Source organism: Nocardia spongicola (assembly GCF_047200775.1).
Classification (GTDB): Bacteria; Actinomycetota; Actinomycetes; order Mycobacteriales; family Mycobacteriaceae; genus Nocardia.
This window is the reverse complement of sequence record NZ_JBJZOO010000004.1, coordinates 128,439-151,084: the sequence shown is the minus strand read 5'-3', so window position 1 is coordinate 151,084 and position 22,646 is coordinate 128,439. Positions and strand designations below refer to the sequence as shown.

Below are 22,646 nucleotides of genomic sequence, written 5' to 3'. Positions count from 1 at the left end.
GGTATGAACGCGGAAGCAGGCGCCGGCGTGACCTCGGATCAGGAGTTACAGGCGCGTGCGGGCGCGTGCCTGTCGGGTTACGGCATCGACGTACGGGTCGATGCCGAAGGGTCGCTCGGATATGAGTACGAGGGTGCGTTGTGCTCGCTGCGCGCGGTGAATCTCGCCCCGGGTTTGGATGTGCTCACCCTCACGTGTGTGCTGGCCTGGGATCGTCCACTCAAACCGCAGTTGCACAAGCGTGTGGCCGAGCGCAACAACGCGCTGCAGTTCGGCTCGCTCACCGTGATCGGTCGCGGCAAGCTCGCCGATGTCATCCTGCGCTACACCTTTCCCGCCGCAGGCCTGGACGATCAGGCCCTGACCACGATGCTGCTGCTCGTGCTGTCCAATGCGAGCCGCGCCAGGCAAGGGCTGGTGCCCTGATATCGGTGCGTGCCACGGGCCGGTTGTGCTTTCGCCGGAGTGGCACCTCGGGACAACGGCTCGGCTCAGGTGGTTACCGATCAGGCGGGCTCACCGTGGGGCAGTAGTGTGCGTACGCCGCGCGCCAGGGTCTCCGGGTCCGGGTCGCCGAGGATGAGGTGCTGCAGGATGAAGCCGGGCACCAGGCCGATGGCCGCTTTGGCCACGGCATCGGTGTCGGCGTCTTCCGGTAGCCAGCCGTGTTCCCGCATGCGCTCGGCATAGGTGACCCACAGTGCGCGCATCGCGCGCATCGTCTCCCCGACCATCACGGCTGCCTCGGGGCGGACCAGGGCCAGCGCCCACGCCTGTGGTGCCAGCCGTACCGGCCCATCGGGGCCGCTCTGTCGCACTACCTCCTCGGCGATCATGGCGATCAGCTCGGCGGGAGTGGGGAGTGGTTCGCGCTGGATGGCCTCGTGCATCACCCTGCGCAGCTGGACGGTTGTCTGGGTCGCCAGTGCGGTGATCAGTTCGTCCTTGCTCTTGAAGTAGCGGTAGACGGCCCCGGCGGACAGCTCCGATTCGGCGAACACGTCCTGCATCGAGGTCTCATGGAATCCGGTACGGGCGAAACAGAGTTGTGCCGCGTCCAGAATCTGCTGTCTACGGCGTTCCAGGTGTTCTTCGCTGACTCGGGGCATGCTCTCAAAATAAAACGAATATTCGTTCTTGACAACCTGGCGAGCCGGTGTAACGGTAAAGGCATAAAAGAACGAGCATTCGATTTTTGGGAGTGTGTTATGAGCACTGTGCAGCGTGCCCTCGCCGTAGGTCTCGGTGCCGCCCTTCTCCAGGTGCTGATGGTGATCGCATTCGCTTGGCCTGCCGCCGATATCGCGCCACGTGATCTACCGCTGGCCGTAGCCGGTCCACAGGCCGGGGCGGTGGCCGGCACGCTCGCCGCGGCCGATCCGAATGCCTTCGAGATCATCACTGTGACCGATGCGGCCGCCGCGCGTACCGCGATCACGAACCGGGAGGTCTACGGTGCGATCGTCACTGGTGATGGGCCACCCCGCATGCTGGTCGCCTCAGGGGCGAGCCCTGCTGTCGCCCAGCAACTCACTCGGATCGGGCAGCAGCTGTCCGGCGTGCCGGTTGCCAGGGCGGAGGACGTGGTGCCCGCCGATACGGACGATCCGCGCGGCATCGCATTCGGCGTCATGGTGCTGCCGCTGGTGATGGCCGGTATCGCGGCGGGTGTGCTCCTCACGGTGGTGATCCCGACGGTCGGCGGCGCGGTGCTCGGGCTGGTCACCTTCGGCGTCGTGGGTGGGCTGTTGAGCATGACGATCGTCCAGGGCTGGCTGTCGGTGCTGCCAGGGCCCTATCCGGTGCTCGCCGCGGTGGCCGGGCTGGTCTCGTTCGCGGTGGCGGGTTCGGTGGCCGGGCTCGCGGCGGTATTCGGCCGCGTCGGTCTCGGTGTCGCCGCTCTGACCATGTTGCTGATCGGTAATCCGCTCTCCGCGGCCACCTCGGCGCCGGAACTGCTGCCACAGCCGTGGGGTGCGATCGGCCAGTTGCTGCCGCCGGGCGCGGCCGCCTCACTCCTGCGTTCGGTGGCGTTCTTCGATGGTGCCGCCGCGGCGGCTCCGCTCACGGTGCTCGCCGGCTGGGCGGTGGCCGCGCTCGCGCTCTTCGGTATCGCCGCGTTGCGCGGTGCGCGCACCGAGGTGGCTGCGCCGGCCGAGGATCCGCTTCCGGTGGGCTGAACCGGCCCCGAGCGGGGAGCGTTTCCTCCTGACGCCATCGAGAGTTCGAATCCAGCTCTCGGTGGCGCCCGGAGGTATCGGAGACGGGATGGCTAGCTGCTTCGCCGGCGCGCCGGGGCGCAGGACGGGCAGAGGCCGAACACCTCGAGCGTATGGCTGATCTCGGTGAATCCGTGCTCGCTCGCGATCGACTCGGCCCACGTTTCGACGGTCGGGCCCTTCACCTCGACGGTGTAGCCGCAGTGCCTGCACACCAAGTGGTGATGGTGGCCGCGAGAGCACTGGCGGTAGACCGATTCACCGGAATCGGTGCGCAACACATCCACCATGCCCGCGTCGGCCATCGACTGGAGTGTCCGGTACACGGTGGTCAAGCCGATGTACTCGCCACGTCTGCGCAATTCGTCGTGTAAATCCTGGGCAGAGCGGAACTCGTCGATATCGCCGAGTAATGCGGTGATGGCACTGCGCTGTCTGGTGCTGCGGATGCCTACCGGTTTCTGGACAGCGGCCGTGTTGTCTGGCACGAATCACCCTTCCTCGGCGTGCGCGACGGCGTCGATGACGATGTGCGCCAAGTGGTCATCGACGAGTTCATAGAGCACTTCGCGACCCGACCGCTCACCGTGTACCACACCTGCGGCCTTCAGGATGCGCAGATGCTGACTGACCAGGGGCTGGGTGACGCCGAGTGCGTCAACCAGCTCGTGCACGCAGCGCGGCGACTCACGTAACTGCAGCACGATAGCAATACGAACCGGCGCTGCCAGCGCCCGCAACAACTCGCCTGCGTCTTCCAGCGCGGTCCGCGTGGGGAGGGGCACCGGGCCGGGCGATCGATACGGATTATGTGGTTGTGCTGCGGCAGTCTCGGCGGGCATGGTCGACCAACTCCTAATTGGAAATTATTACCATTTTGCGTATGCACATGTGTGCATGTCAAATAGACCTGCCGAAATGGGCTGGATTCCGCGTGGTTCTCTGACATGCGTGCTGTGCGGTGGAAACCCGATCAGGCACGGTCTATAGGCTGTAGCGGACCCGATGGTTCCGACCGGTTCGGTGGGACGGACCCGGTCGGCCGATATTGATCCGACTCGCAGTGAATGGAGAATTCTCGCGTGGCACCCAAGTCGAAGGTGGACACCGTTGCCAACCTCGCCAAGCGCCGGGGCCTGGTGTACCCGTGCGGTGAGATCTACGGCGGTACCAAGTCGGCATGGGACTACGGACCGCTGGGCGTCGAGCTCAAGGAGAACATCAAAAAGCAGTGGTGGCGTGCCATGGTCACCAGCCGCGAAGATGTCGTCGGCCTCGATTCCTCGGTGATTCTTCCTCGTCAGGTGTGGGTGGCCTCCGGCCATGTCGGCGTGTTCAACGATCCGCTGGTCGAGTGCCTGAATTGTCATCATCGCTTCCGGCAGGATCACTTGCAGGAGGCGTACGCGCTGAAGAACAAGCTCGACGATCCGGATGCGGTCGCGATGGACCTCGTCGCCTGCCCGAACTGCGGCACGGTCGGCCGCTGGACCGAGCCGCGCGACTTCAACATGATGCTCAAGACGTACCTCGGTCCGATCGAGTCCGAGGAGGGCCTGCACTATCTGCGCCCGGAGACCGCCCAGGGCATCTTCGTGAACTTCGCCAATGTGATGACCACCGCGCGCAAGAAACCACCGTTCGGCATCGCGCAGATCGGTAAGAGCTTCCGCAACGAGATCACCCCGGGCAACTTCATCTTCCGCACCCGCGAGTTCGAACAGATGGAGATGGAGTACTTCGTCAAGCCGGGGGAGGACGTGGAATGGCACAAGTACTGGATCGAGACCAGGTTCTCCTGGTACACCGATCTCGGTATCGCCGCGGAGAACCTGCGGTTGTTCGAACATCCGAAGGACAAACTCTCGCACTACTCCGCTGGCACCACCGATATCGAATACCGCTTCGGTTTCCAGGGCAACGAGTGGGGTGAACTGGAAGGCATCGCCAACCGCACCGACTTCGATCTGAAGACGCACTCCGAACATTCCGGTACCGATCTGACCTTCTTCGATCAGGCCACCAACGAGCGCTACACCCCCTATGTCATCGAGCCCGCGGCAGGCCTCACCCGCTCGCTGATGGCCTTCCTGGTCGACGCTTACGCCGAGGACGAGGCCCCCAACGCCAAGGGCGGGGTGGATACCCGCACGGTGCTGCGTCTGGATCGCCGTCTCGCCCCGGTGAAGGCCGCGGTGCTGCCGCTGTCGCGCAATGCGGACCTGACGCCGAAAGCCAAGGATCTGGCCGCGCGGCTGCGCAAGAACTGGAATGTCGAGTTCGACGACGCGGGCGCCATCGGACGCCGTTACCGTCGTCAGGACGAGATCGGCACACCGTTCTGCGTTACCGTCGACTTCGACACGCTGGACGACCAGGCGGTGACCATCAGGGAGCGCGACACGATGGCGCAGGAGCGCATCGCGTTGGACAAGGTGGAAGGCTATCTGGCCCAACATCTGATCGGGGCCTGAGTTCCGTTCGCTGTGTTCGGTGGCCGTTGCGGGCCACGGAATCGGGGTGGTGTACTGACTCGCGGGCAGACACCGTAATGACGCCTGCAACTTCCAGATATCGAACGTATCGTTGTCTGAGAGGTTGCTGATGCGAATTGCGGGCTGGAGGAAGTCGCATGGAGCGGAGAACGCGAGTAGCGGTGATCGGCGCTGGACCGTCCGGCATCGCGGCGGCGAAGGAATGCCTTGCCCATGGGCTCGGCGACGATTTGGTGGTTTTCGAGAAATCCGATCAGGTGGGTGGTAACTGGGTGTACCGGGATGAGTACGGTCATTCCAGCGTCTATGAGACCACGCACCTCATCAGTTCCAAGTACTACTCCGAGTACGAAGATTTCCCGCTGCCGCCGGGCACACCCGATTACCCGCACCACACGGTGCTGAAGAAGTACTTTCAGGATTACGCCGACTACTTCGGCGTGACATCCAGGATTCGTTTCCACACCCAGGTGTTGCACGCTACGCGTGGCGATGCGGGGGAGTGGATCATTCATTCACGTGGTCCACGGGGGGAGCGCACCGAGACTTTCGACGCTCTTATGGTCGCCAACGGCCATCACTGGGATCCGCGTATGCCGGAGTATCCCGGTCATTTCGACGGTGAGTTCATCCACTCGCATGCGTTCAAGAGCAGTCGCCCGTTCGCAGGTAAGCGGGTGCTGGTCATCGGTGGGGGCAATTCGGCGGCCGATGTGGTGGTGGACTGCTCGCAGGTAGCCGAACGTTGCTGTATCTCCATGCGGCATGGGCAGTGGTTCGTGCCCAAGTACATCTGGGGGCTGCCTACCGATGTGTTCTATGAGAAAACCGTGCGATGGGTGGTGCCCAAGCTGCGTCAGCCCGTATTCGGACTGACGATGCACATAATTCTCGGGGATAACAGAGATTTCGGGTTGCCGGATCCCGATCACCGGTTCCTGGAGGGGCATCCCACCATCAATTCCGAGCTCTTCTACTACATCGGTCACGGCTCGGTGACGCCCAAAACCGGTGTTTCTTTTCTGGATGGCAAACGCGTCCATTTCACCGATGGCAGTAGTGAAGAGTTCGACACGATCATCGCGGCCACCGGCTATAAGATCACCTTTCCGTTCTTCGACAAGTCGTTTATAGACTGGGACGGCGTACAGCGGCCGCCGCTGTGGCGGCTCATGTTCCACGCCGAGGTCCCGAACCTCTATTTCATCGGTTTGTTCCAGCCGCTGGGCTGTATCTGGCCGCTCGCCGATTACCAGGCTATGCTCGCCTGCCTGGAGCTGACCGGTCGTTATCACCGCCCAGCCGATATGCGGAAAGCGCTCGCCGAAGAATTGGCGCACCCACACCACAAATTCGTCGAATCGCCGCGACACTCCACCGAAGTGGACTACGTGACCTTCCGCAAGGAACTTCTCGCCGAGCTGCGGGCGGCAGGCGTGAAACCACATAAGCGGCCGAAGGATGCCGCGGTCAACAAGATATCGCTGCTCGGGCGGCAGGCTGCCTGAGGCGGGCCGAGGGCAGGCCCGGTGCTCAGGTAGGTCCCTCACCGGTCACGGCGCCCCGCGGCGATGCCGACCGTGGTCGGAATGAGTAGTGCGAGGCCCCATGGCACCGCCACCCAGAACGGCCAGAAGTAGCCTGCGCCGGTGAACAGGTAGATCGCGAGGCACAGCACGTTGACCGATACCCACGGAGCCCACATGATCCCGACCCACTTCGGTATGCCGCCGATCCGATCCGGTGACGAGGCACCCTGGACGGGAAGGGAATCGAGCTGCACGGGAAGGTCGGACAACAGCGGGGCCAGCTCACCATAGGTCTTGGCGGCGTATACCTGCTGTAGTCGTTCGTCGAATTCGTGCAGGGACAACCTCCCCTCGCTCATCGCCTGACGCAATTGGCCGATGATCTTCTCGCGATCGGCGTCGGACGCCCGCAGATGCTCCTGGCTCACAGTGTGATCGTAAGTTCACGGTGCCGGGCGCCGCGAGTGGCCCGGGTATCGCGTTTCCCACGGTGCCGCTCATCGCCGCACATGTTTCGCCTGTCTCTTGCGCCTGTCGGTTTGCGCCGGGCCCGGTGGTACCGCACGCTTTCGAGGTGCTGTGGGACATGGGCTCGAATGACGAAGTGTGGTGGGACGAAGACGATCTGATCCGGGTGCTGGCACCATCAGAACAGCGGTTCGTACGGCACGGCACCTATACGGGCCGATCGGTGACAGTACGTGGTGTGCTCGATCCGGCGGCCCTGCGGGATGCCTTCGGCCTGCTCGGATACGCGTACCCGGTGCTCTGCTGCCGCATCGGAGAAGATGTTGTGGGACAGGGGTATCTGCTCCGGCCGGATGAGCGGGCGTCGCCCCTGGCGTCGGTACGTGACGGCGATCCGACGGCGATCGAGATCCCGGCGGTGCGCCCTGCCGCCCAGCTGGCCTATTTGGACATCGTAGGCGCGGGGGACCACTGGCGGGTCACCCTGTTCGTTCACCACAGCATCGCCGATGCCGCGCATTGCGTCGAACTGCTCGCACGCCTGTGGGAGTACTACACCGATATCGTCGACGGGCTTCCGGCCGCAGTCACACCACAGGAACTGCCCCGTTCGCTGGAGTGGTATGTGGCGGCGTGCGGTATCGCCAAGGCCACGGTGTCCGGGTTCGAGGAGGTGACCAAGGCGCTTGCGCCCGCCCCGAAAGAAGCACCCCGCGACAGTGCGCGGCCCGCGCCGAGCGCACTCGCGCGCCCGCGCCGCCTGCGACTGGACACGGCAGCCACCGCGCGGATCGTCGAGCTCGGGCACATGCTGGGGGTGACGGTGAACGGCCTGCTCACCGCCGCATTACTGCGCGCGTACGCGAACGAGACCGCGGGCGGCGCACTGGCACTCGGTTGTCTGTATCCGGTGGATCTGCGCAGACGGTTGCCGCTGCCGGTCGCCACGGCGGCGGGCACCAATATGGTCGGGGCGGCATCGTTCGCGGCGCAGGTGGACCCCGCGGCGAGTCTCCTCGAACTGGCCCAGCGGATTTCGGCTCGGCTGGACCATGACCTGTCCGAGGGTATCGTGCACCAATCCGTCCTGCACTTCCCGGATTTCTATGGTGGGCACCGGAAGTACTCCCTGGCCGGGCATATCGCGGTGACCAATACCGGTGTGGTCCCCACGCTGCGCACCCCCACCGGCCTCATGCTGACCGATTACGAGATCGTCTACCTCTCCGCCCATCCGCGACCGTCCACGGGCGCCTCGGCCGCGGTCACTTTCCTGGTCTACACCTTCGCGCGGGAGCTGACCATCGGCGTACTCGGCGCCGGTGCGGACGCCGACAACCTGCTCGACGCGGTGCGGACGGAGCTGACCGCGCTCTCCACCGTACGTACGGGCTGATCTGCCAGCCCGGCGCCGCACCGCCAGGAAGATCCGTGCGGTGCGGCGCCAGGCCACGCGGGGTGGTCAGAACCTTCCGCCGCGGCTGATCCGCCGGGATCCGGTAGAGCCGCCGAACGAGCCGGGGCTGGAGCCGCCGCCGGAATGCCGGGCGCCACCTGCCGCCCCGCGCAGTATCTCCCCGACCAGGATGCCGCCGAGCATCGCTCCGGTGTCGGCGCCACCGGAGGATCGCGCCTGGCTGCGTTCCCACGCGCGCACACTGGACTGGGCCGCCCGCAGTGCGCGGCTGCCCAGGTCTGCCGCTGTGGTGGCATACCGCAGTGCCTGTGCCGGATCACTCGAACTCAACTGCTGGGCCTGGTCGAGGTTGCGTTGTGCTTCCGACAGCCGGGTGCGCGCGGTGGCGTCGATGCCGCCGCGGCGGGGGGTGATGTAGTCGGCGGCCGATCTGACCCTGGCGCCGGCATCGGTGAGGGCGCGGTCGAGCCTGCGCTGCAGGTCCTCGGCGGCGAGTTTGCGGTCGGTGGCGGTGGCGAGAGCGCGATCGAGCTCGGCGTCGGCGGCCACGGCATCGCGGAAGGCGCTCAACGGATCGGTGCCCGCCGTGGCGGTCGCCTTCTCCACGGCGGATTGTGCCGCGGTGCGGGCTGCGGCCAGCTCCGGCCCGCCATAGCCGGAAAGTTCGTTGGCGGCGGCGATATCACGATGCAGCTCATCCAGTACGCCGGGCAGTCCATCGCGTGCCTGCTGGATATCGGTTGCCGCGTTGTCGACCGCGTCGAGCAGGACGAGGGCCTGACCGACAGCGGCTTCGGCGGAGCGAATAGCGGCCACGGCACCGCCCTGCTCGCCCACTGGCCGAGCGAGTGCGGACCGGCCCGCGTCGATGTTCTGCTCGGCGAAGGTGATGCGTTCGCGGGCCATGCGCACGTTGTCCCGGATCGGCGTGAGCACCCCTGGCGGATGGGCGGCGGTGAGCCGGGCCAGCTCGGCTTCCGAGCCGGGGAAGCGGGCGGTGGCGTCGACGACGGCTCTGGTGAGCCGATCCAGCCGGTTAGCGGCATCGAGCAGCAGATCACGCATGGCGTCGAATTCGTCGACGTGCCGGTCGAGCTCTCGGTCGGCGCGCCCCACTGTGCTGATCAGATCGACCAGGAGCGCGCGTTGCTCTTCCTTGGTCTCCGGGATGGCGTCGTCGAGGCGCTGCCGGATTTCGAAAGCCTTGGTGGCGGCGGCTTTCGCGTGCTCTAGCGCAGTGCGGAACGGTATGGTCGCGGTATCGCCGAACTCGCTGATGGCCAAGTCCAGTTCCTCGGCACTGGTGCGCACCGCGTTGTCGATCTCAACCAGCGCTTCGCGGGACCTGGCATGCAGGGTATCCAGTGGCAAGGCCGCCAATGCCACCGTGTCCTCCGGAGCCAGCTGCCGTGCGGCCGCCAGCGTGGCCGCGAACCGGTCGCGTTGTCGTTTGCGGCCGTACCACACCAGACCGAAAGCCGAGAGCACGATCACCGCTGCGATGCCGAGCAGGACGCGTACGCTCGTTTTGCCGCCACTGATCGCCGAGTCGATACCGTCGGCCATAGCGATCCCGGCCTCGGCCCACTGCCCGGCGCGCAGGTCGGGCTCGACCTTGGTGATCAGCAGGTCATCGAGTTCGGAATCGCTCATAGCATCGGGTAACTCGCCTTCCAGCCAGTACCCGCGATCCTCGGTGGCGATCGCGAGCAACAGGTCCCGCGGGTTGAATCCGGACATCGATGCGGTGTCCTGCGCCCAGGAGCGTGAGTCGAGTCCGTCGAAGTCGCGCACGTACACCACCCACAGCCGGATCCGCTGTTCAGTGTAGAGCCGCTCCACCGCAGCACGTACCTGGTCGGACTGCCCGGCGGTGAGCGCCTCGGCCCGATCTTCGACGTAGGTATTCATCCGCAGCGGTGGTTCCGCCGTGCTCGCGGGAGCTCCGAGCAAGGCGGCGCCTGCCAGCAACACGCTGAATACCAGCAGGCGGATACGGCGATTCCAGGACAGCAGTGCCATGGCATGAATCTAGCTCGCTAGCATGGTTTCGTGATCACCATCGATCGCCCCTACACCGGCCATGTATCCCCGAATTCGAACCCACAGCAGCGCGATATCCCCGGCGCGCGCGTTGTCAAGATGTCCGTCGGCGGCATGGACAACAACTGCTACCTGGTGCAGTGTGCGCACACCGGTGCCGCGCTGCTCATCGACGCCGCCAATGAGGCCGAGCGGATCGCCGCCCTCGTCGAGCAGGAAGTGCCTGGAAAAGTTCAGCTGATCGTCACCACCCACCAGCACCCCGACCATTGGATGGCGCTGACCGAGACCACCGCGGCCACCGGCGCCGAAACAGCGGCCCATCCGCTGGACGCCGATCCGCTCCCGGTCCGTCCGGACCGGTTGCTCGCCGACGGCGACACCGTCACGCTCGGTGAGCTGGTTTTCGAGGTCGTTCACCTCCGCGGCCACACCCCCGGTTCGATCGCACTCGCTCTTGCCGACGGTACCGGCCGTACTCATCTGTTCACCGGCGATTCCCTGTTTCCTGGGGGCGTCGGCCGCACCACCTCCCCTGAGGAGTTCACCTCGCTCTTCGCGGATGTCACCACCAAACTCTTCGACCGCTATCCCGATGACACGGTCGTCTACCCAGGGCACGGCGATGACACCACCCTCGGCGCCGAACGCCCCCACCTTTCCGCCTGGCAGGCCAGGGGCTGGTAACTGGCACACTTGGAGAGTGGATTTGCCAACACAGCGCATCCGAGCCGTTCCGGTTGCTGCCCCCGCCCGGCCGTCCGGCTCGGGTGCCGGGTTGCTGAGCTGGGCGCGCCGACTGGTCGTCGGCTCGATCGTGATGGGCGTGGTGCTGGTCGGCGGAACCTCGTTTCGCATATGGCATGTCGCGCGTATCGACGACTACCGGAAGGCCGACGCGATCGTCGTGCTCGGCGCCGCGCAGTACTCCGGGACGCCGTCCTCGGTGTTCGAAGCACGACTCGACCAGGCTTACAATCTGTTCCGGGCCGGGATCGCACCACAGGTGATCACGGTGGGTGGCAAACAGGAAGGGGACCTGTTCACCGAGGCGGCCTCGGGTAAGAACTACCTGCAGGAGCGTGGCGTACCAGGTGACAAGATCCTCGCCGTCGAAACCGGTTCGAATACCTTGCTCAGTATCGAGGCGGTCGCCACGGCGATGCGGGCCCGCGAGATGTCCTCGGCGGTACTGGTCAGCGATCCTTGGCATTCATTGCGCACCCGCACCATGGCGCACGACGCGGGCCTGGCCGCATGGACCGCGCCGACCCGGACCGGTCCCGCCGTCTACACCCGCGAATCACAACTGCACGGCATCGCCAGAGAGACCGGTGCGCTGCTGTGGTACCAGTTCACCCACTTCTCGGCGGACTTCACCTACACCGCGCAACAATGAGATTCGATGAGCGACCGGTATACCGATCACGATAGGGAACGCCTCGTCCGCGAGGATGCCAAGACAGCGGGACTCGGCAGCCCGCGCAGCGAGTTCGTCACCGGTCATCGCAGCGAGTTCGCCAGGGACCGCGCTCGGGTGCTGCATTCCGCCGCATTGCGGAGGCTGGCCGATAAAACCCAAGTCATGGGTCCACGTGAAGGGGATACCCCACGTACCAGGCTCACCCATTCACTGGAGGTGGCCCAGATCGGGCGCAGTATCGCCGAAGGACTCGGCTGTGACCCGGATCTGGTCGATCTGGCCGGGCTCGCCCACGATATCGGCCACCCGCCCTATGGTCACAATGGGGAGAAAGCGCTGGATACCTTCGCCGATGCCTACGGCGGGTTCGAAGGTAATGCGCAGAACCTGCGTATTCTCACCCGCCTCGAACCCAAAGTACTCGAGCCCGACGCCACGAGCGCCGGACTCAACCTCACCCGTGCCGCACTCGACGCCGCGCTCAAGTACCCCTGGGGTCGCACCGGCCCCGGTACGAAGTTCGGCGGGTACGAGGTCGACGCCGACCGGCTGGAGTGGATTCGCAAAGACGCGCCGGACCGGCGCCGCAGTCTGGAGTGCCAGATCATGGACTGGTCCGACGATGTCGCCTACTCGGTGCACGATGTCGAGGACGGGGTGCTGGCCGGTCGGATCGATCTGCGCGCACTGGCCGACCCGCTCGAACAGGACGCGTTGGCCACGCTCGGCCAGTTCCAACACGCGTTGGCGGCCGATGAGCTGAGCGCTGCCGCGCAGCGCTTATCGGAGCTGCCGGTGGTCGCCGCGGCATCCGGATATGACGGCACTTTCCAGGCATCGGTCGCGCTCAAGCACCTCACCAGCGAGCTGGTCGGTCGCTTCGCCACCGCCGCGATCTCGGCGACCGAAGCGGTCGCCGGGCCGCGACCACTGTCCCGGTACGCCGCCGATCTGGAGGTCCCGCGTATCGTCGCCGCCGAGGTGGCCTTGCTGAAGACGGTCGCGTTGCGCTACGTGATGTCCGATCCGGTGCATCAGCTGCGTCAGGCGCAACAGCGCGAACGTATCCTCGCGGTGGCCGATCGGTTGCTGGTGACCGCCCCGCACGGCCTCGATCCGCTCCTGTTGCCTTTCTGGAACGCCGCCACCGACGACACCGACCGGGTGCGGGTGATCGTGGATCAGATCGCCTCCTACACCGAGAGCCGCTTGGAGGGGGTCGCGGTCCGGCTGCGCACTTAGGCTGATCGAAATATGTTGTGCCACAACGACACCTATTGTTGCTGAAGGTTGGCTACGATAGAGGGGTGCAGATCGGAGTCGGGCTTTCCACCGCGCAGGAGGCGTGGCAGGCGGGTGCGGAAGCCGCAGCACACGCCCGGGATCAGCTCGCGGGCGAGGCGCTGTCGCTGGCTGTATTGTTCGCGTCCAGGGCTCATAGCGATAATGCATCTGCCGTACTCGCCGGTGTCCAGGACACGGTCAGGGCGCCTGCCCTGGTCGGGTGTGTGGCACAGGCGGTGGTCGCCGGTCGCCGGGAGATCGAGGACGAGCCCGCGGTGGCGGTATGGCTGGCGTCAGGTTTGCCTGCCGAAACCTTCCAGCTGGATTTTCTGCGCACCTCGAGCGGCGGATTGCTCGCCGGTCACCATTTCGACAAGAGCACACGCGATTTCCACCTGCTGCTACCCGATCCCTACTCCTTCCCGGCCGAACTGCTGCTCGAACACTTGAATGCCGATCTGCCCGGCACCCTCGCGGTAGGTGGGCTGGCAAGTGGCGCGCGGGGGCCTGCGGGCAGCAGGCTGTTCCGCGACCGTGATGTGGTGACCTCCGGCGCTGTCGGTGTGCGGTTTCCCGGTATGCATGGTGTCTCGCTCGTATCCCAGGGCTGTCGGCCGATCGGCTACCCCTATATCGTCACCGGCGCCCGCGGCTCGCTGATCACCGAGCTCGCGGGCAGGTCGCCGGTCGAGCGATTACAGGAAATCGTCGCCGCGCTGCCACCCGATCAACAGGAACTGCTGACCCAGGGCCTGCAGGTCGGAATCGTGGTCGACGAGCATCTGGCCGTGCCTGGGCGGGGCGATTTCCTGATCCGCGGCATCCTCGGCGCCGATCTGTCCAGTGGTGTGATCGAGATCGGCGAGGCCGTCGAGGTCGGTACAACCATACAATTCCAGGTGCGGGACGCGGCCGGAGCGGACAAGGATCTGCGCGCGGCCCTCGCGCGGGTGAGTTCGGATCTGCCAGGGCCTCCGGCAGGTGCGCTCCTGTTCACCTGTAACGGCCGTGGCAGACGGATGTTCGGGGTCGCCGACCACGACGCCACGATGATCGCCGATCTGCTCGGCGGTATTCCGCTCGCCGGTTTCTTCGCCGCGGGCGAGATCGGCCCCATCGCGGGCCGTAATGCGTTGCACGGGTTCACCGCATCGATGGCGCTATTCATCGAATGACGGCATTATTCATCGAATGACCGTCGATATCCGGGTCTACGCCGAGCTGAACGACTTCCTCCGGCCCGATGAGCGGCACACGGTACTGCGCAGGCCGTGCCGCCCGCACCAGACCGTGAAGGACATCATCGAGGCCATTGGAATCCCACACACCGAGGTCGACCTGGTGCTGGTCAACGGGCAGCCGGTGGACTTCGGCCTGCATCCGCGGACAGGCGATCGGATCACCGTCTACCCGGTATTCGAGACATTCGATATCGGCCAGGTGACCAAGGTTCGTCCACATCCCCTGCGCGAGCCGCGCTTCGTCGCCGATGTCAATCTCGGCGGGCTCGCCAAGCTGATGCGGCTGCTCGGTTTCGACGTACTGTGCCCATGGGATGCCGAGGACGCCGAACTCGCCGAGATCTCGGCGGCCGAGCAGCGGATCATGCTCACCCGAGACCGTGGGCTGCTGAAGCGGCGTGCTGTTACTCGTGGGGTCTACCTCTGGTCGGATCAGCCGATCGATCAGGCCGTCGAGCTGATCGCGCGCCTCGACCTCGGCGCACGGCTCGCGCCGTTCACCCGATGCCTGCGCTGCGGGGACGCCGTCGACGAGGTGGCCAAAGCCGAGGTGGAAGCTCAGCTGGAACCGCTGACCCGCCGGCATTACGACACCTTCCGGCGGTGTCGCGGGTGTGGGCGGATCTACTGGCCCGGTTCGCACCAGGCCCGGCTCGACGCGACTGTGCAGGAGATCCGTGCCGGATTGCGGCAATCCTGACCAGTGCGTGCCGGGGCTTCCCTGGGGTGCCTGCGCGCAGGCGGACCTGCCCGGAACTCGGCACACCGAGCCACTCGGGCGTGTCGGCGCCGCATTCGCCTAGACTCGCTGCCGTGGCCGGACGACTTCCTGATCGTGATATCGCGGCGATTCGTGAGCGCGTCCGGATCGAAGATGTGGTGGGGGAGTACGTCGCGCTCAAACGCGCGGGCGCGGATTCGATCAAAGGTCTGTGCCCGTTCCACGACGAGAAGTCGCCATCGTTCCATGTGCGGCCCAATCACGGCCTGTTCCACTGCTTCGGCTGCGGCGCCGGCGGTGATGTGTTCGCCTTCCTGCAGCAGATCGAGCATGTCGGATTCGTCGAGGCCGTCGAGCAGCTGGCCGACCGGATCGGCTACCAGATCAACTACGAGGGCGGCGGCACCACAGTGCAGCGCGACCGCGGCACCCGCGCCAGGCTGGTCGCGGCGAACGCGGCCGCCCACGAGTTCTACACCGCGCAGTTGCGCGAACCGGAGGCCGCGGCGGCGCGCGCGTATCTCACCGAACGCAATTTCGACGCTGCCGCCGCCGAGCAGTTCGGTTGCGGTTACGCACCCGCCGGATGGGACCGGCTCACCAAGCATCTGCTCCGCAAAGGGTTCGAGGTCAAGGAGCTGGAAGACGCGGGATTGTCCAAACCGGGCAGGCACGGCCCGATGGACCGCTTCCATCGCCGTCTGCTGTGGCCGATCCGCAACCTCAGCGGCGAGGTCATCGGCTTCGGCGCCCGCAGGCTCTTCGACGACGACAACATATCGGCCAAGTACATCAACACCTCCGAGAGCATGCTGTACAAGAAGTCTCAGGTGCTCTTCGGCCTCGACCACGCCAAGCGGGAGATCGCCAAGGGCCACCAGGCGGTGGTGGTCGAGGGCTACACCGATGTCATGGCGATGCATCTGGCGGGTGTGAAGACCGCCGTCGCCTCCTGCGGCACCGCCTTCGGTGACGATCACCTCGCCCTGCTGCGCCGCCTGATGCTGGACGACAACTTCTGGCGCGGCGAGATCATCTACACCTTCGACGGCGATGCCGCGGGCCGGGCAGCGGCGCTGAAAGCCTTCTCCGGTGATCCGAAGCTGGCCGGCCAGACCTACATCGCCATCGCACCGGATGGACAGGACCCGTGCGAATTACGCCAGCACTCCGGTGACGCCGCCGTACGCGATCTGATCGCGCGCCGGACCCCGCTGTACGAGTTCGTGGTGCGCGGCCTGCTCGCCGACCACGATCTGGACACCGCGGAGGGGCAGGTGGAAGCGTTGCGCCGCGCGGTGCCGGTGGTCGCGCAGATCAAGGACAACGCGCTGCGCAAGGCCTACGCCACCAAACTGGCAGGCTGGGTCGGCTGGGACGATATCCAGATGGTCGTGCGCCGGGTCGGCGAAGAGGCCAGGCGACGGCGCAACGGCGGCTCCGCGGGTGCGAGCCGCGCGCAGGCGCCGCGCGAGGTGGTCGCCGAACATCCCGCAGCGCGCCCCAACCCGAACGATCCCACCCTGCTGCCGCAACGCCAGGTACTGGCCGCCGCACTGCAATATCCGGCTATGGCGGGCGCGGGCTTCGACGCACTCGAATCCGAAGCCTTCACCCACCCCGCCTATGCGATCATCCGCACGCTGATCACCGAGGCCGGTGGCACAGCGGCCGGGCTCGGTGGCGCCGAATGGGTCAATGCCATCGCCGACCGCACCGACGATCTGACTGTGCGCGCCCTGCTGTCGGAACTGGCGGCCGAGCCGTTACCGGTGAAATCGGAAGCCGACATCCCGCGCTTCGTCACCGGGGTGCTGGCGCGCACCCAGGAGGCATGGGTCGGCAGGCAGATCGCCGAACTCAAGTCCAAACTGCAGCGGGTGTCCTCCACCGAACAGCCCGACGCCTACTTCGCCCTCTTCGGTGATCTCGTCGCTCTGGAGCAGTACCGCAAGAGCCTGCTCACCCAGGCGATGGGCAACCACGACGATTTCGCCACCGGGGCTTAGCGGCCGACTTCCCCGAGATACTCGACGGGGTGTGATTCCACACATTCCGCTACCGCGTGCGAGGCGGGATCGGGCAGTGTGATCAGCGTCGCAACTGGTCGTGCGGCACCAGCACGGTAGTCCGCTCGTCGAGCGGTTCCATCGGCTCCAACCTGGGCTGTGTGCTGAGCTTATCCGCCAGTCGCTGCCTGCCGACGTCTACGAGCTTGCGGGTCACCGGGCTCCCGGCCACCGCACGGGTCGCCGAGCTGATCTGCTCGTAGCGAGCCCGCCCGGCCTTGCTGCCGAGTACATACCCGGCCGCCACGCCGATGATCAACCGCAGCATCTCGATGTGCTCCTCCCAGTTGCCCGTTCGCCGCCCCTATCCTGCCCGACAGCCGATAAGCCTGTCGATTCGGATACCGGCTCAGCCCGCATCCTGCGATACTGGATGAGTCAGCAGGTAGTGGCGCGATTTGGGTACTGGTCAGCGATACGCTACAGTTTCTCCTGGCTCGCTCGGGAACGGGACGAGCTGAGAGCAATCCCCTATAGCTCAATTGGCAGAGCAGCCGACTGTTAATCGGCAGGTTTCTGGTTCGAGTCCAGATGGGGGAGCTTGGGTCGGTCCGTTATCTGCGCAAGCAGATAACGGACCGATTTGCTTTTCCTCGCTATCGGAGTCGGGTGCCTCAGGAACTGAACTGGCTATTCCCCATACCTCCTGCAGGTTCCTCGAGCCCTGGTCGGAGCCGGAAATCTTGGCACCCGGCGATTCACCGGCAACCGTCCGGTTCAGCGCGCGGCCGACCGCGATCGGTTCCAACTCTGCCAGCTGCCCTCGTCACCGAGACCGGCCCGGATCGCGGCGGCGATTATGCCGCGCTGAGGCTCTGGCAGTCGTTCGACAGCAGGCAGGGCATCCGGCGACAATGTGCTCAGATAGTCGATATCGAGGTCCTGCTTGATCTCGCGGGTGCTGGAACCGGTACCGAGCTCGACGGTCGTGCCGGACAGCCAGCGATCGATATTGCGTTCGGCGATAAGACGTTCGGGATTCACCAGCGCCAAGCCCAATAGGGTCGCCGCCGCCGCACCTACCGCGGCACGCGGCACCCAGGTCCGGCGCAGCCGCACCAGCGCGGCCAGCACCAGCAGGTATACCAGCCCGATCCACAGTTCGAACACCTCGACCAGCAACCGCAACACCGTGAATCCGTACGCCTGCTGGTAGGTCCACATGCGGTGCAGAGCCGAGGCCACGATCATCAGTGTCAACACACTCACTGCCGCGACCCCGATCCGCAGCCACCGCCGATCCCGCGTCGATTCCTGTACGGCCCAAGTCTGTACAGCCGCGATCACACCGAGCGTCAGCAGGCTGACCGCCGACAACTGCCAGAACCCGCTGCGCGCGTATTCCGCGTAGGTCAGTTCCGCCGTGCGCTGCACATAATCGTTTCCGCCGAACAGTGCCGCCAATTGCGTCGCCACGAAGAGCACGAACACCGCGGCCAATGTCCCCAGCGGCAGCCCCCATTCCAGACGCGACCACCGCCGCCGAACCAGCAACCCCGCAACAGAATCCGTCTCTCCGGCCACCCGCGGCGGTCCCGCCAGCAGATACATTGCTCCGGCCGTGAGCAGTGCCGCCGCGGTGAACACGAAGACCCACTGCACCGGAGCCTCGGCATCGAACCTCGGCGTGAGGCTTTGCACCAGACTGGCGAACACAGCATCGGCCCCAGCCAGGAGCGGTACGAAGATCACGAGAATTGCGACTGCCGCCACCACCGACCATCCCACCCGCTGCGTCGACGACGCGCGCCGTTCCCGCACGCGCTTCACCCCGCGATACAGCCACGGCACCGACTGCAACGCCGACACCGGCACCGCGATCATGTCGAACATCAGTCCGTGAACTGATCGCCGCACCACCGCCAACGACCCGGCGACCCCGGCCCCGAGCAGACAGAGCACGAACAACCACTCTGCCGCCCGGAACGTCCCGACCGCCAGCAGGCCCAGCGCGACTGCGATCCACCACGCCGATGCCAGTCGGTGCCGCGCACGTGTAGCCGAATCGACCACTCCGCCGGATGGTTCGTCGTCCTTCGCCTGCGCTGCCGCGCGACGCGCCTTGCGGTCGACGAGGTACACCGCGCCTGCGATCGCTGCTCCAGCCGCCAGCCAGCCGATTCCAGGGCGATCCAGTGGAACGGACAGCACCGCGGCGAGTCCGGCGAGCGGTATGGCCGCTATCGTGCCACGCGGCATCGGAACCGACTCCGAGCGACGTGGGGCACGCTGAGGCGCTGGGTGACTCGGATCGTACTGGTACGAGTGCGGCGGGGAACCGGCACCAGAGATCTGGGCATATGCTTCTGAGGAAGGTCGCGTGGCTGGATCCGGCCCAGGGGGATGCTGAGGTGATTGCGCCACGGGAATACTGGAATTCTTACTCGTAGTGGAGGATCCGCGCGTGCCGACCGCGACACCGGTGCCGGCCGATTCGGCCGGGGTAGCCGAGGGTGGCGATGTCACCGGAACCGAAGCCGGCGGCGGCGTCCCGGCGGTGGCACCCGGCTCCTGTGCATCGCAGGCCTGCTCAGCAGCACTGGACCGCAGGCGAGCGGCTATTCGCTGAACGGCATTGACCGGTGGTCGTTTTCGTCGAGGTCGGCCGGGCTCTGGAACCGAACCTTCGGGAAGGGGCGGGGGCATTCGGTCAGACATGGAATCTCCGTAGGTGTGCGAGACCGGCCCGGCGCCGAACCCGAGCCTGAGGTCGTTGTGAATGTGTCGGTTCAGCCGGTGGGGAGGCTTACGCGGATGCGGGAACCCGGTTCGGCGACGGCGATGGTGCCGCCGTGAAGTTCTACGATCCAGCGAGCGATGGCCAGGCCGAGACCCGTACCGCCGTTATCGGTGCGACCACGGGTGAAACGCTCGAAGACGCGGGCCCGATCGGCGACCGGGATGCCGGGGCCCTCGTCTTGGACCTCTATCACAACCTGGCCGGGTCGGGTGTGGGCTTCGATGTGGACCCGGCCGTTCGCCGGGCCGTGGCGGATCGCGTTGTCCAGCAGATTGAGCAGGACCTGATGCAGGCGGGCGCGGTCGGCTTGCACGGTGAGATCCGGGGAGGCCATGTCGGTGGTGAAGCGGACCGGGCGGTCGACGGCGGCGGCCAGTACCTCGGCTTCAGCGATGACCTCTTGTAACAGGGGGTGCAACGCAGTGCTTTCCAACTGCAGGCGCACCGCGCCCGCTTCGACGCTTGACAACGCGAGCAGTTCGGTAACCAGCAGACTGAGTCGTTCGGTCTGGACGAGCGCGATGCGTAAGGTGGCCGGATCGGGTTCAGCGACACCGTCGACCAGGTTCTCCAGCACCGCGCCTAACGCTGTTATGGGGGTTCGTAATTCGTGCGATACGTTGGCGATGAAGTCACGGCGCTGCTGCTCGGCGGCGGCAAGGTCGGCGGCCATCTGGTTGAACGCTTCGGCCAGTTGGCCGACCTCGTCGCGGGAGGTGGCTCGGACACGATGGGAATAGTCACCCTTGGCCATCCGTTCTGCCGCAGTGGTCATCTCCCGCAGTGGCCTTGTCATGCCATGGGCCAGGAACTGCGAGGTCACCAGAGCGAGCGCGGTGGCGTAGAGCGTGGTTTGTTGCGGCAGCCAGCCGATGCGCCAGGCGAAATAGCCGAAGGCAATCGCGCCTGAAACCACCATCAGAATGGCCAATTTCAATTTGATCGACCGTATCCGGTCCAGCGGGCGAGGTAACCGTGCGGAAATCCGGGCTGCCCGCTCACGCCACCAGGAACTCATTGCGTCTCCAGCGCGTAGCCGACGCCATGCACGGTGCGAATCAGGTTCGCGCCCAGCTTGCGGCGCAACGCTTTCACATGTGAGTCCACCGCACGGGTGCCCGAGGTGTCCGTCCACCCCCATACCTCACTGAACAGGCGTTCGCGGGCCAACACCGTACGCGGCCGACGTGCCAGATGCACCAGTAGATCGAATTCTATTGGAGTCAAATGAGTTTCGATGTCTCCGTGCCACACGCGACGCTGATCGACATCGATCCGCAGCTCGCCGACGACGATCGCCGTGCCCGGATCGGCGGTACGCTCGATCCGGCGTAGCAGCGCGTGCACCCTGGCAGTGAGCACACGCATGGAAAACGGCTTGGTCAGGTAGTCGTCCGCGCCGACCCCGAGGCCGACCAGCACATCCGTCTCGTCGGTGCGTGCGGTGAGCATGAGCACCGGTACCGGGCGGTTCCCCTGGATACGGCGGCACACCTCCAGACCGTCGAAACCGGGCAGCATCACATCGAGCACCACCAGATCCGGCTTGAATCGCTCCACGGCCACTACTGCGGCGGGTCCGTCGTGGGAGAGGTTCACGACGAAGCCCTCGGCACGCAGTCGGGCGGCCACTGATTCGGCGATAGTGGGTTCGTCCTCCACTACCAGAATCCGCCGCCCGGCACGCTGCAAGCTGTCCTCCATGGCATCGACCCTATGGGGGCGATGTGGAGATGAACCGCGCTGATTGTGGAGATTCTGTGTGGATCCGGTTCGATCTCCATCCTCGGCAATGAAACCTGACCCGCCGCTCCGAACCGCCCCGACTTCTTGCCGGTTTCGGTAGCGGTTACCACAACTTCGAGGATTGATGCTTTGGCTGCCGGGAGGCGGGTCGATCGCGGACCGGTGACCGGTGAAGGTGGTGCCGGTGGCTCGCAAGTCGGATGTGTTCGTCAGAGCAGCATCCGTACGCCATCCGCATGGCGGGAACTACACGGAGATCGCCAGGCTCCCGCACTTGCGTGAGGCATTCGCCGCCGAACTGTTCGCCTCCTGCGTATCAGGCTGAGTCGAGTCCACTGGTTCACAGCAAATCGGCCTGATACTCAGGGGGTACGACGACTCTCGGATCACGGTGTACCCCTCATGCTGTTGAATGGCGGTCGTTCATCGGTAGGTGCGGGGCTGTCAGTCGGTCGCTGCCAGCTCGAGGAGGGCCGCGTGCGACTGCGAGAACAGCACATAGTGCTCCAAGGGGTTCGCGTAGTAGCTTTCCGGCACCAGTTCCACTTGCGCGGCGGTTCGGGCTGTTCCGAGGTGCGCTTCGATTGCCTCCGTTAATGCACAGATCTCCTCATATGTCGGTAAGGGATCGGATCGCCTGTGCTGCGGCTTCATTGCCTGTACTGAGGCGTGTAACAGTTGGGGCCAACGGGAGGTGGGTCTGATCAGCCGAATAGAGCGAACCGGGGTTGATACCAACCGCTGTACAACATCCGGCAAGGGTTCGCGAAGATTGCGTCCGCCAACCAACGGGATGACCGATACGAGTTCGATCGCGAATGCATGATCGGCGGCCGACATGGCGGTTTCGATCGGCTGTGCAGCCTCGGCTACCGCAAGCCGCGCGACATCTACTGCTTGCTCCCCCTCTTCGCATGAGCATGGGCAATCTTCTTCACGACCTCAGTATTCAACGGCATGCCTCAGTGGGGTGCACCGAACGCGCATTGCAAGTCGGTAATCCAACCTGCGAACGGTGATCACCAAGGCCGAGGATCATGAGCACGAGGCCGATGCTCCGTACTTTTGCCGGTCGATCGGGGAAGCCGACGCCCGTCCGCACCGATACCGCCGGTCAGCTGGAACTCGGCGGCTCGATCGACCTTGCTGCGCAAAAACTTTGGGGTGTGGCGGTCACGGCTGCTGCTCGGGTCGTCCACGACAACCGTCCTGTTGCTCGATTTGGCTGCGGTCGGTCCCTCGACTGACAGG

Annotated in this window: 22 protein-coding genes and 1 tRNA gene; 13 read left to right on the top strand and 10 right to left on the bottom strand. The window is 65.5% G+C overall.

What is annotated here, in order from left to right; genetic code table 11:
• Nucleotides 1-3: 3 nt before the first annotated feature.
• A complete protein-coding gene (locus ACL02S_RS10805; protein ID WP_412802228.1) occupies nt 4-426 on the top strand; it encodes a YbjN domain-containing protein in 423 nt (140 codons plus the stop codon).
• Nucleotides 427-506: 80 nt separating this feature from the next.
• On the opposite strand, the gene ACL02S_RS10800 is transcribed toward ACL02S_RS10805, so the two are convergent.
• Complete coding sequence (locus tag ACL02S_RS10800; protein ID WP_412802227.1) at nt 507-1,109, bottom strand: TetR/AcrR family transcriptional regulator; 603 nt, start codon at nt 1,107-1,109, stop codon at nt 507-509.
• Between the two features lie 99 nt (nt 1,110-1,208).
• Between ACL02S_RS10800 and ACL02S_RS10795 the strand changes: the two genes are divergently transcribed.
• Nucleotides 1,209-2,180, top strand: a complete 972-nt coding sequence (locus tag ACL02S_RS10795) for a hypothetical protein (protein ID WP_412802226.1) — start codon at nt 1,209-1,211, stop codon at nt 2,178-2,180.
• Nucleotides 2,181-2,272: 92 nt separating this feature from the next.
• Here the strand turns inward: ACL02S_RS10795 and ACL02S_RS10790 are convergent, their stop codons facing one another.
• Nucleotides 2,273-2,707 (bottom strand): Fur family transcriptional regulator, encoded by a 435-nt coding sequence (locus ACL02S_RS10790; protein ID WP_412802225.1) that lies wholly within the window; start codon nt 2,705-2,707, stop codon nt 2,273-2,275.
• 3 nt (nt 2,708-2,710) lie between these two features.
• Nucleotides 2,711-3,061 carry an ArsR/SmtB family transcription factor gene (locus ACL02S_RS10785; RefSeq protein ID WP_412802224.1) on the bottom strand — a complete coding sequence of 117 codons (351 nt, stop codon included), beginning with the start codon at nt 3,059-3,061 and terminating at the stop codon, nt 2,711-2,713.
• Between the two features lie 240 nt (nt 3,062-3,301).
• Here ACL02S_RS10785 and ACL02S_RS10780 point away from each other — a divergent pair, with 240 nt between their 5' ends.
• The gene (locus tag ACL02S_RS10780; RefSeq protein ID WP_412802223.1) at nt 3,302-4,693 is read left to right on the top strand and encodes a glycine--tRNA ligase; all 1,392 of its coding nucleotides are present in this window, start codon (nt 3,302-3,304) and stop codon (nt 4,691-4,693) included.
• A 158-nt stretch (nt 4,694-4,851) separates the two neighbouring features.
• Nucleotides 4,852-6,222, top strand: coding sequence for a flavin-containing monooxygenase (locus ACL02S_RS10775; protein WP_412802222.1), 1,371 nt, complete (start codon nt 4,852-4,854; stop codon nt 6,220-6,222).
• A gap of 38 nt (nt 6,223-6,260) precedes the next feature.
• Here ACL02S_RS10775 and ACL02S_RS10770 read toward each other — a convergent pair whose 3' ends face one another.
• A complete protein-coding gene (locus ACL02S_RS10770) occupies nt 6,261-6,671 on the bottom strand; it encodes a DUF1707 domain-containing protein (protein ID WP_412802221.1) in 411 nt (136 codons plus the stop codon).
• Nucleotides 6,672-6,829: 158 nt separating this feature from the next.
• Between ACL02S_RS10770 and ACL02S_RS10765 the strand changes: the two genes are divergently transcribed.
• Entirely contained in the window at nt 6,830-8,107 is a 1,278-nt protein-coding gene (locus ACL02S_RS10765; protein ID WP_412802220.1) for a phthiocerol/phthiodiolone dimycocerosyl transferase family protein, read from the top strand.
• Between the two features lie 66 nt (nt 8,108-8,173).
• On the opposite strand, the gene ACL02S_RS10760 is transcribed toward ACL02S_RS10765, so the two are convergent.
• A complete protein-coding gene (locus ACL02S_RS10760; RefSeq protein WP_412802219.1) occupies nt 8,174-10,150 on the bottom strand; it encodes a TPM domain-containing protein in 1,977 nt (658 codons plus the stop codon).
• A gap of 30 nt (nt 10,151-10,180) precedes the next feature.
• Between ACL02S_RS10760 and ACL02S_RS10755 the strand changes: the two genes are divergently transcribed.
• The 6 genes from ACL02S_RS10755 to dnaG all read left to right on the top strand — a co-directional run bounded on the left by ACL02S_RS10755 (nt 10,181) and on the right by dnaG (nt 16,849).
• Nucleotides 10,181-10,858 (top strand): MBL fold metallo-hydrolase, encoded by a 678-nt coding sequence (locus tag ACL02S_RS10755; RefSeq protein ID WP_412802218.1) that lies wholly within the window; start codon nt 10,181-10,183, stop codon nt 10,856-10,858.
• Between the two features lie 22 nt (nt 10,859-10,880).
• Nucleotides 10,881-11,570, top strand: a complete 690-nt coding sequence (locus tag ACL02S_RS10750) for a YdcF family protein (protein ID WP_503129055.1) — start codon at nt 10,881-10,883, stop codon at nt 11,568-11,570.
• 6 nt (nt 11,571-11,576) lie between these two features.
• Entirely contained in the window at nt 11,577-12,836 is a 1,260-nt protein-coding gene (locus tag ACL02S_RS10745) for a deoxyguanosinetriphosphate triphosphohydrolase (RefSeq protein WP_412802217.1), read from the top strand.
• Nucleotides 12,837-12,901: 65 nt separating this feature from the next.
• Entirely contained in the window at nt 12,902-14,053 is a 1,152-nt protein-coding gene (locus tag ACL02S_RS10740) for an FIST signal transduction protein (protein ID WP_412802216.1), read from the top strand.
• Between the two features lie 16 nt (nt 14,054-14,069).
• Nucleotides 14,070-14,819, top strand: a complete 750-nt coding sequence (locus ACL02S_RS10735) for a Mut7-C RNAse domain-containing protein (protein WP_412802215.1) — start codon at nt 14,070-14,072, stop codon at nt 14,817-14,819.
• Nucleotides 14,820-14,932: 113 nt separating this feature from the next.
• Nucleotides 14,933-16,849 carry a DNA primase gene (gene dnaG / locus ACL02S_RS10730; RefSeq protein ID WP_412802214.1) on the top strand — a complete coding sequence of 639 codons (1,917 nt, stop codon included), beginning with the start codon at nt 14,933-14,935 and terminating at the stop codon, nt 16,847-16,849.
• Nucleotides 16,850-16,931: 82 nt separating this feature from the next.
• On the opposite strand, the gene ACL02S_RS10725 is transcribed toward dnaG, so the two are convergent.
• Nucleotides 16,932-17,177 (bottom strand): hypothetical protein, encoded by a 246-nt coding sequence (locus ACL02S_RS10725; protein ID WP_412802213.1) that lies wholly within the window; start codon nt 17,175-17,177, stop codon nt 16,932-16,934.
• A 199-nt stretch (nt 17,178-17,376) separates the two neighbouring features.
• On the opposite strand from ACL02S_RS10725, the gene ACL02S_RS10720 reads away from it, so the two are divergent.
• A tRNA-Asn gene (locus ACL02S_RS10720) sits at nt 17,377-17,449 on the top strand.
• Nucleotides 17,450-17,626: 177 nt separating this feature from the next.
• On the opposite strand, the gene ACL02S_RS10715 is transcribed toward ACL02S_RS10720, so the two are convergent.
• The 3 genes from ACL02S_RS10715 to ACL02S_RS10705 all read right to left on the bottom strand — a co-directional run bounded on the left by ACL02S_RS10715 (nt 17,627) and on the right by ACL02S_RS10705 (nt 21,353).
• Complete coding sequence (locus ACL02S_RS10715) at nt 17,627-19,108, bottom strand: DUF4153 domain-containing protein (protein ID WP_412802212.1); 1,482 nt, start codon at nt 19,106-19,108, stop codon at nt 17,627-17,629.
• Nucleotides 19,109-19,638: 530 nt separating this feature from the next.
• Nucleotides 19,639-20,667: a sensor histidine kinase gene (locus ACL02S_RS10710; RefSeq protein ID WP_412802211.1), complete on the bottom strand. Its 1,029-nt coding sequence runs from the start codon at nt 20,665-20,667 to the stop codon at nt 19,639-19,641.
• The gene (locus tag ACL02S_RS10705; RefSeq protein WP_412802210.1) at nt 20,664-21,353 is read right to left on the bottom strand and encodes a response regulator; all 690 of its coding nucleotides are present in this window, start codon (nt 21,351-21,353) and stop codon (nt 20,664-20,666) included. The genes ACL02S_RS10710 and ACL02S_RS10705 overlap by 4 nt, the downstream gene beginning before the upstream one ends.
• A gap of 226 nt (nt 21,354-21,579) precedes the next feature.
• Here ACL02S_RS10705 and ACL02S_RS10700 point away from each other — a divergent pair, with 226 nt between their 5' ends.
• On the top strand, nt 21,580-21,720 hold the full coding sequence (locus ACL02S_RS10700; RefSeq protein WP_412802209.1) for a hypothetical protein: 141 nt from the start codon (nt 21,580-21,582) through the stop codon (nt 21,718-21,720).
• A gap of 119 nt (nt 21,721-21,839) precedes the next feature.
• Here ACL02S_RS10700 and ACL02S_RS10695 read toward each other — a convergent pair whose 3' ends face one another.
• A complete protein-coding gene (locus tag ACL02S_RS10695) occupies nt 21,840-22,235 on the bottom strand; it encodes a hypothetical protein (protein WP_412802208.1) in 396 nt (131 codons plus the stop codon).
• Between the last annotated feature and the right edge of the window lie 411 nt (nt 22,236-22,646).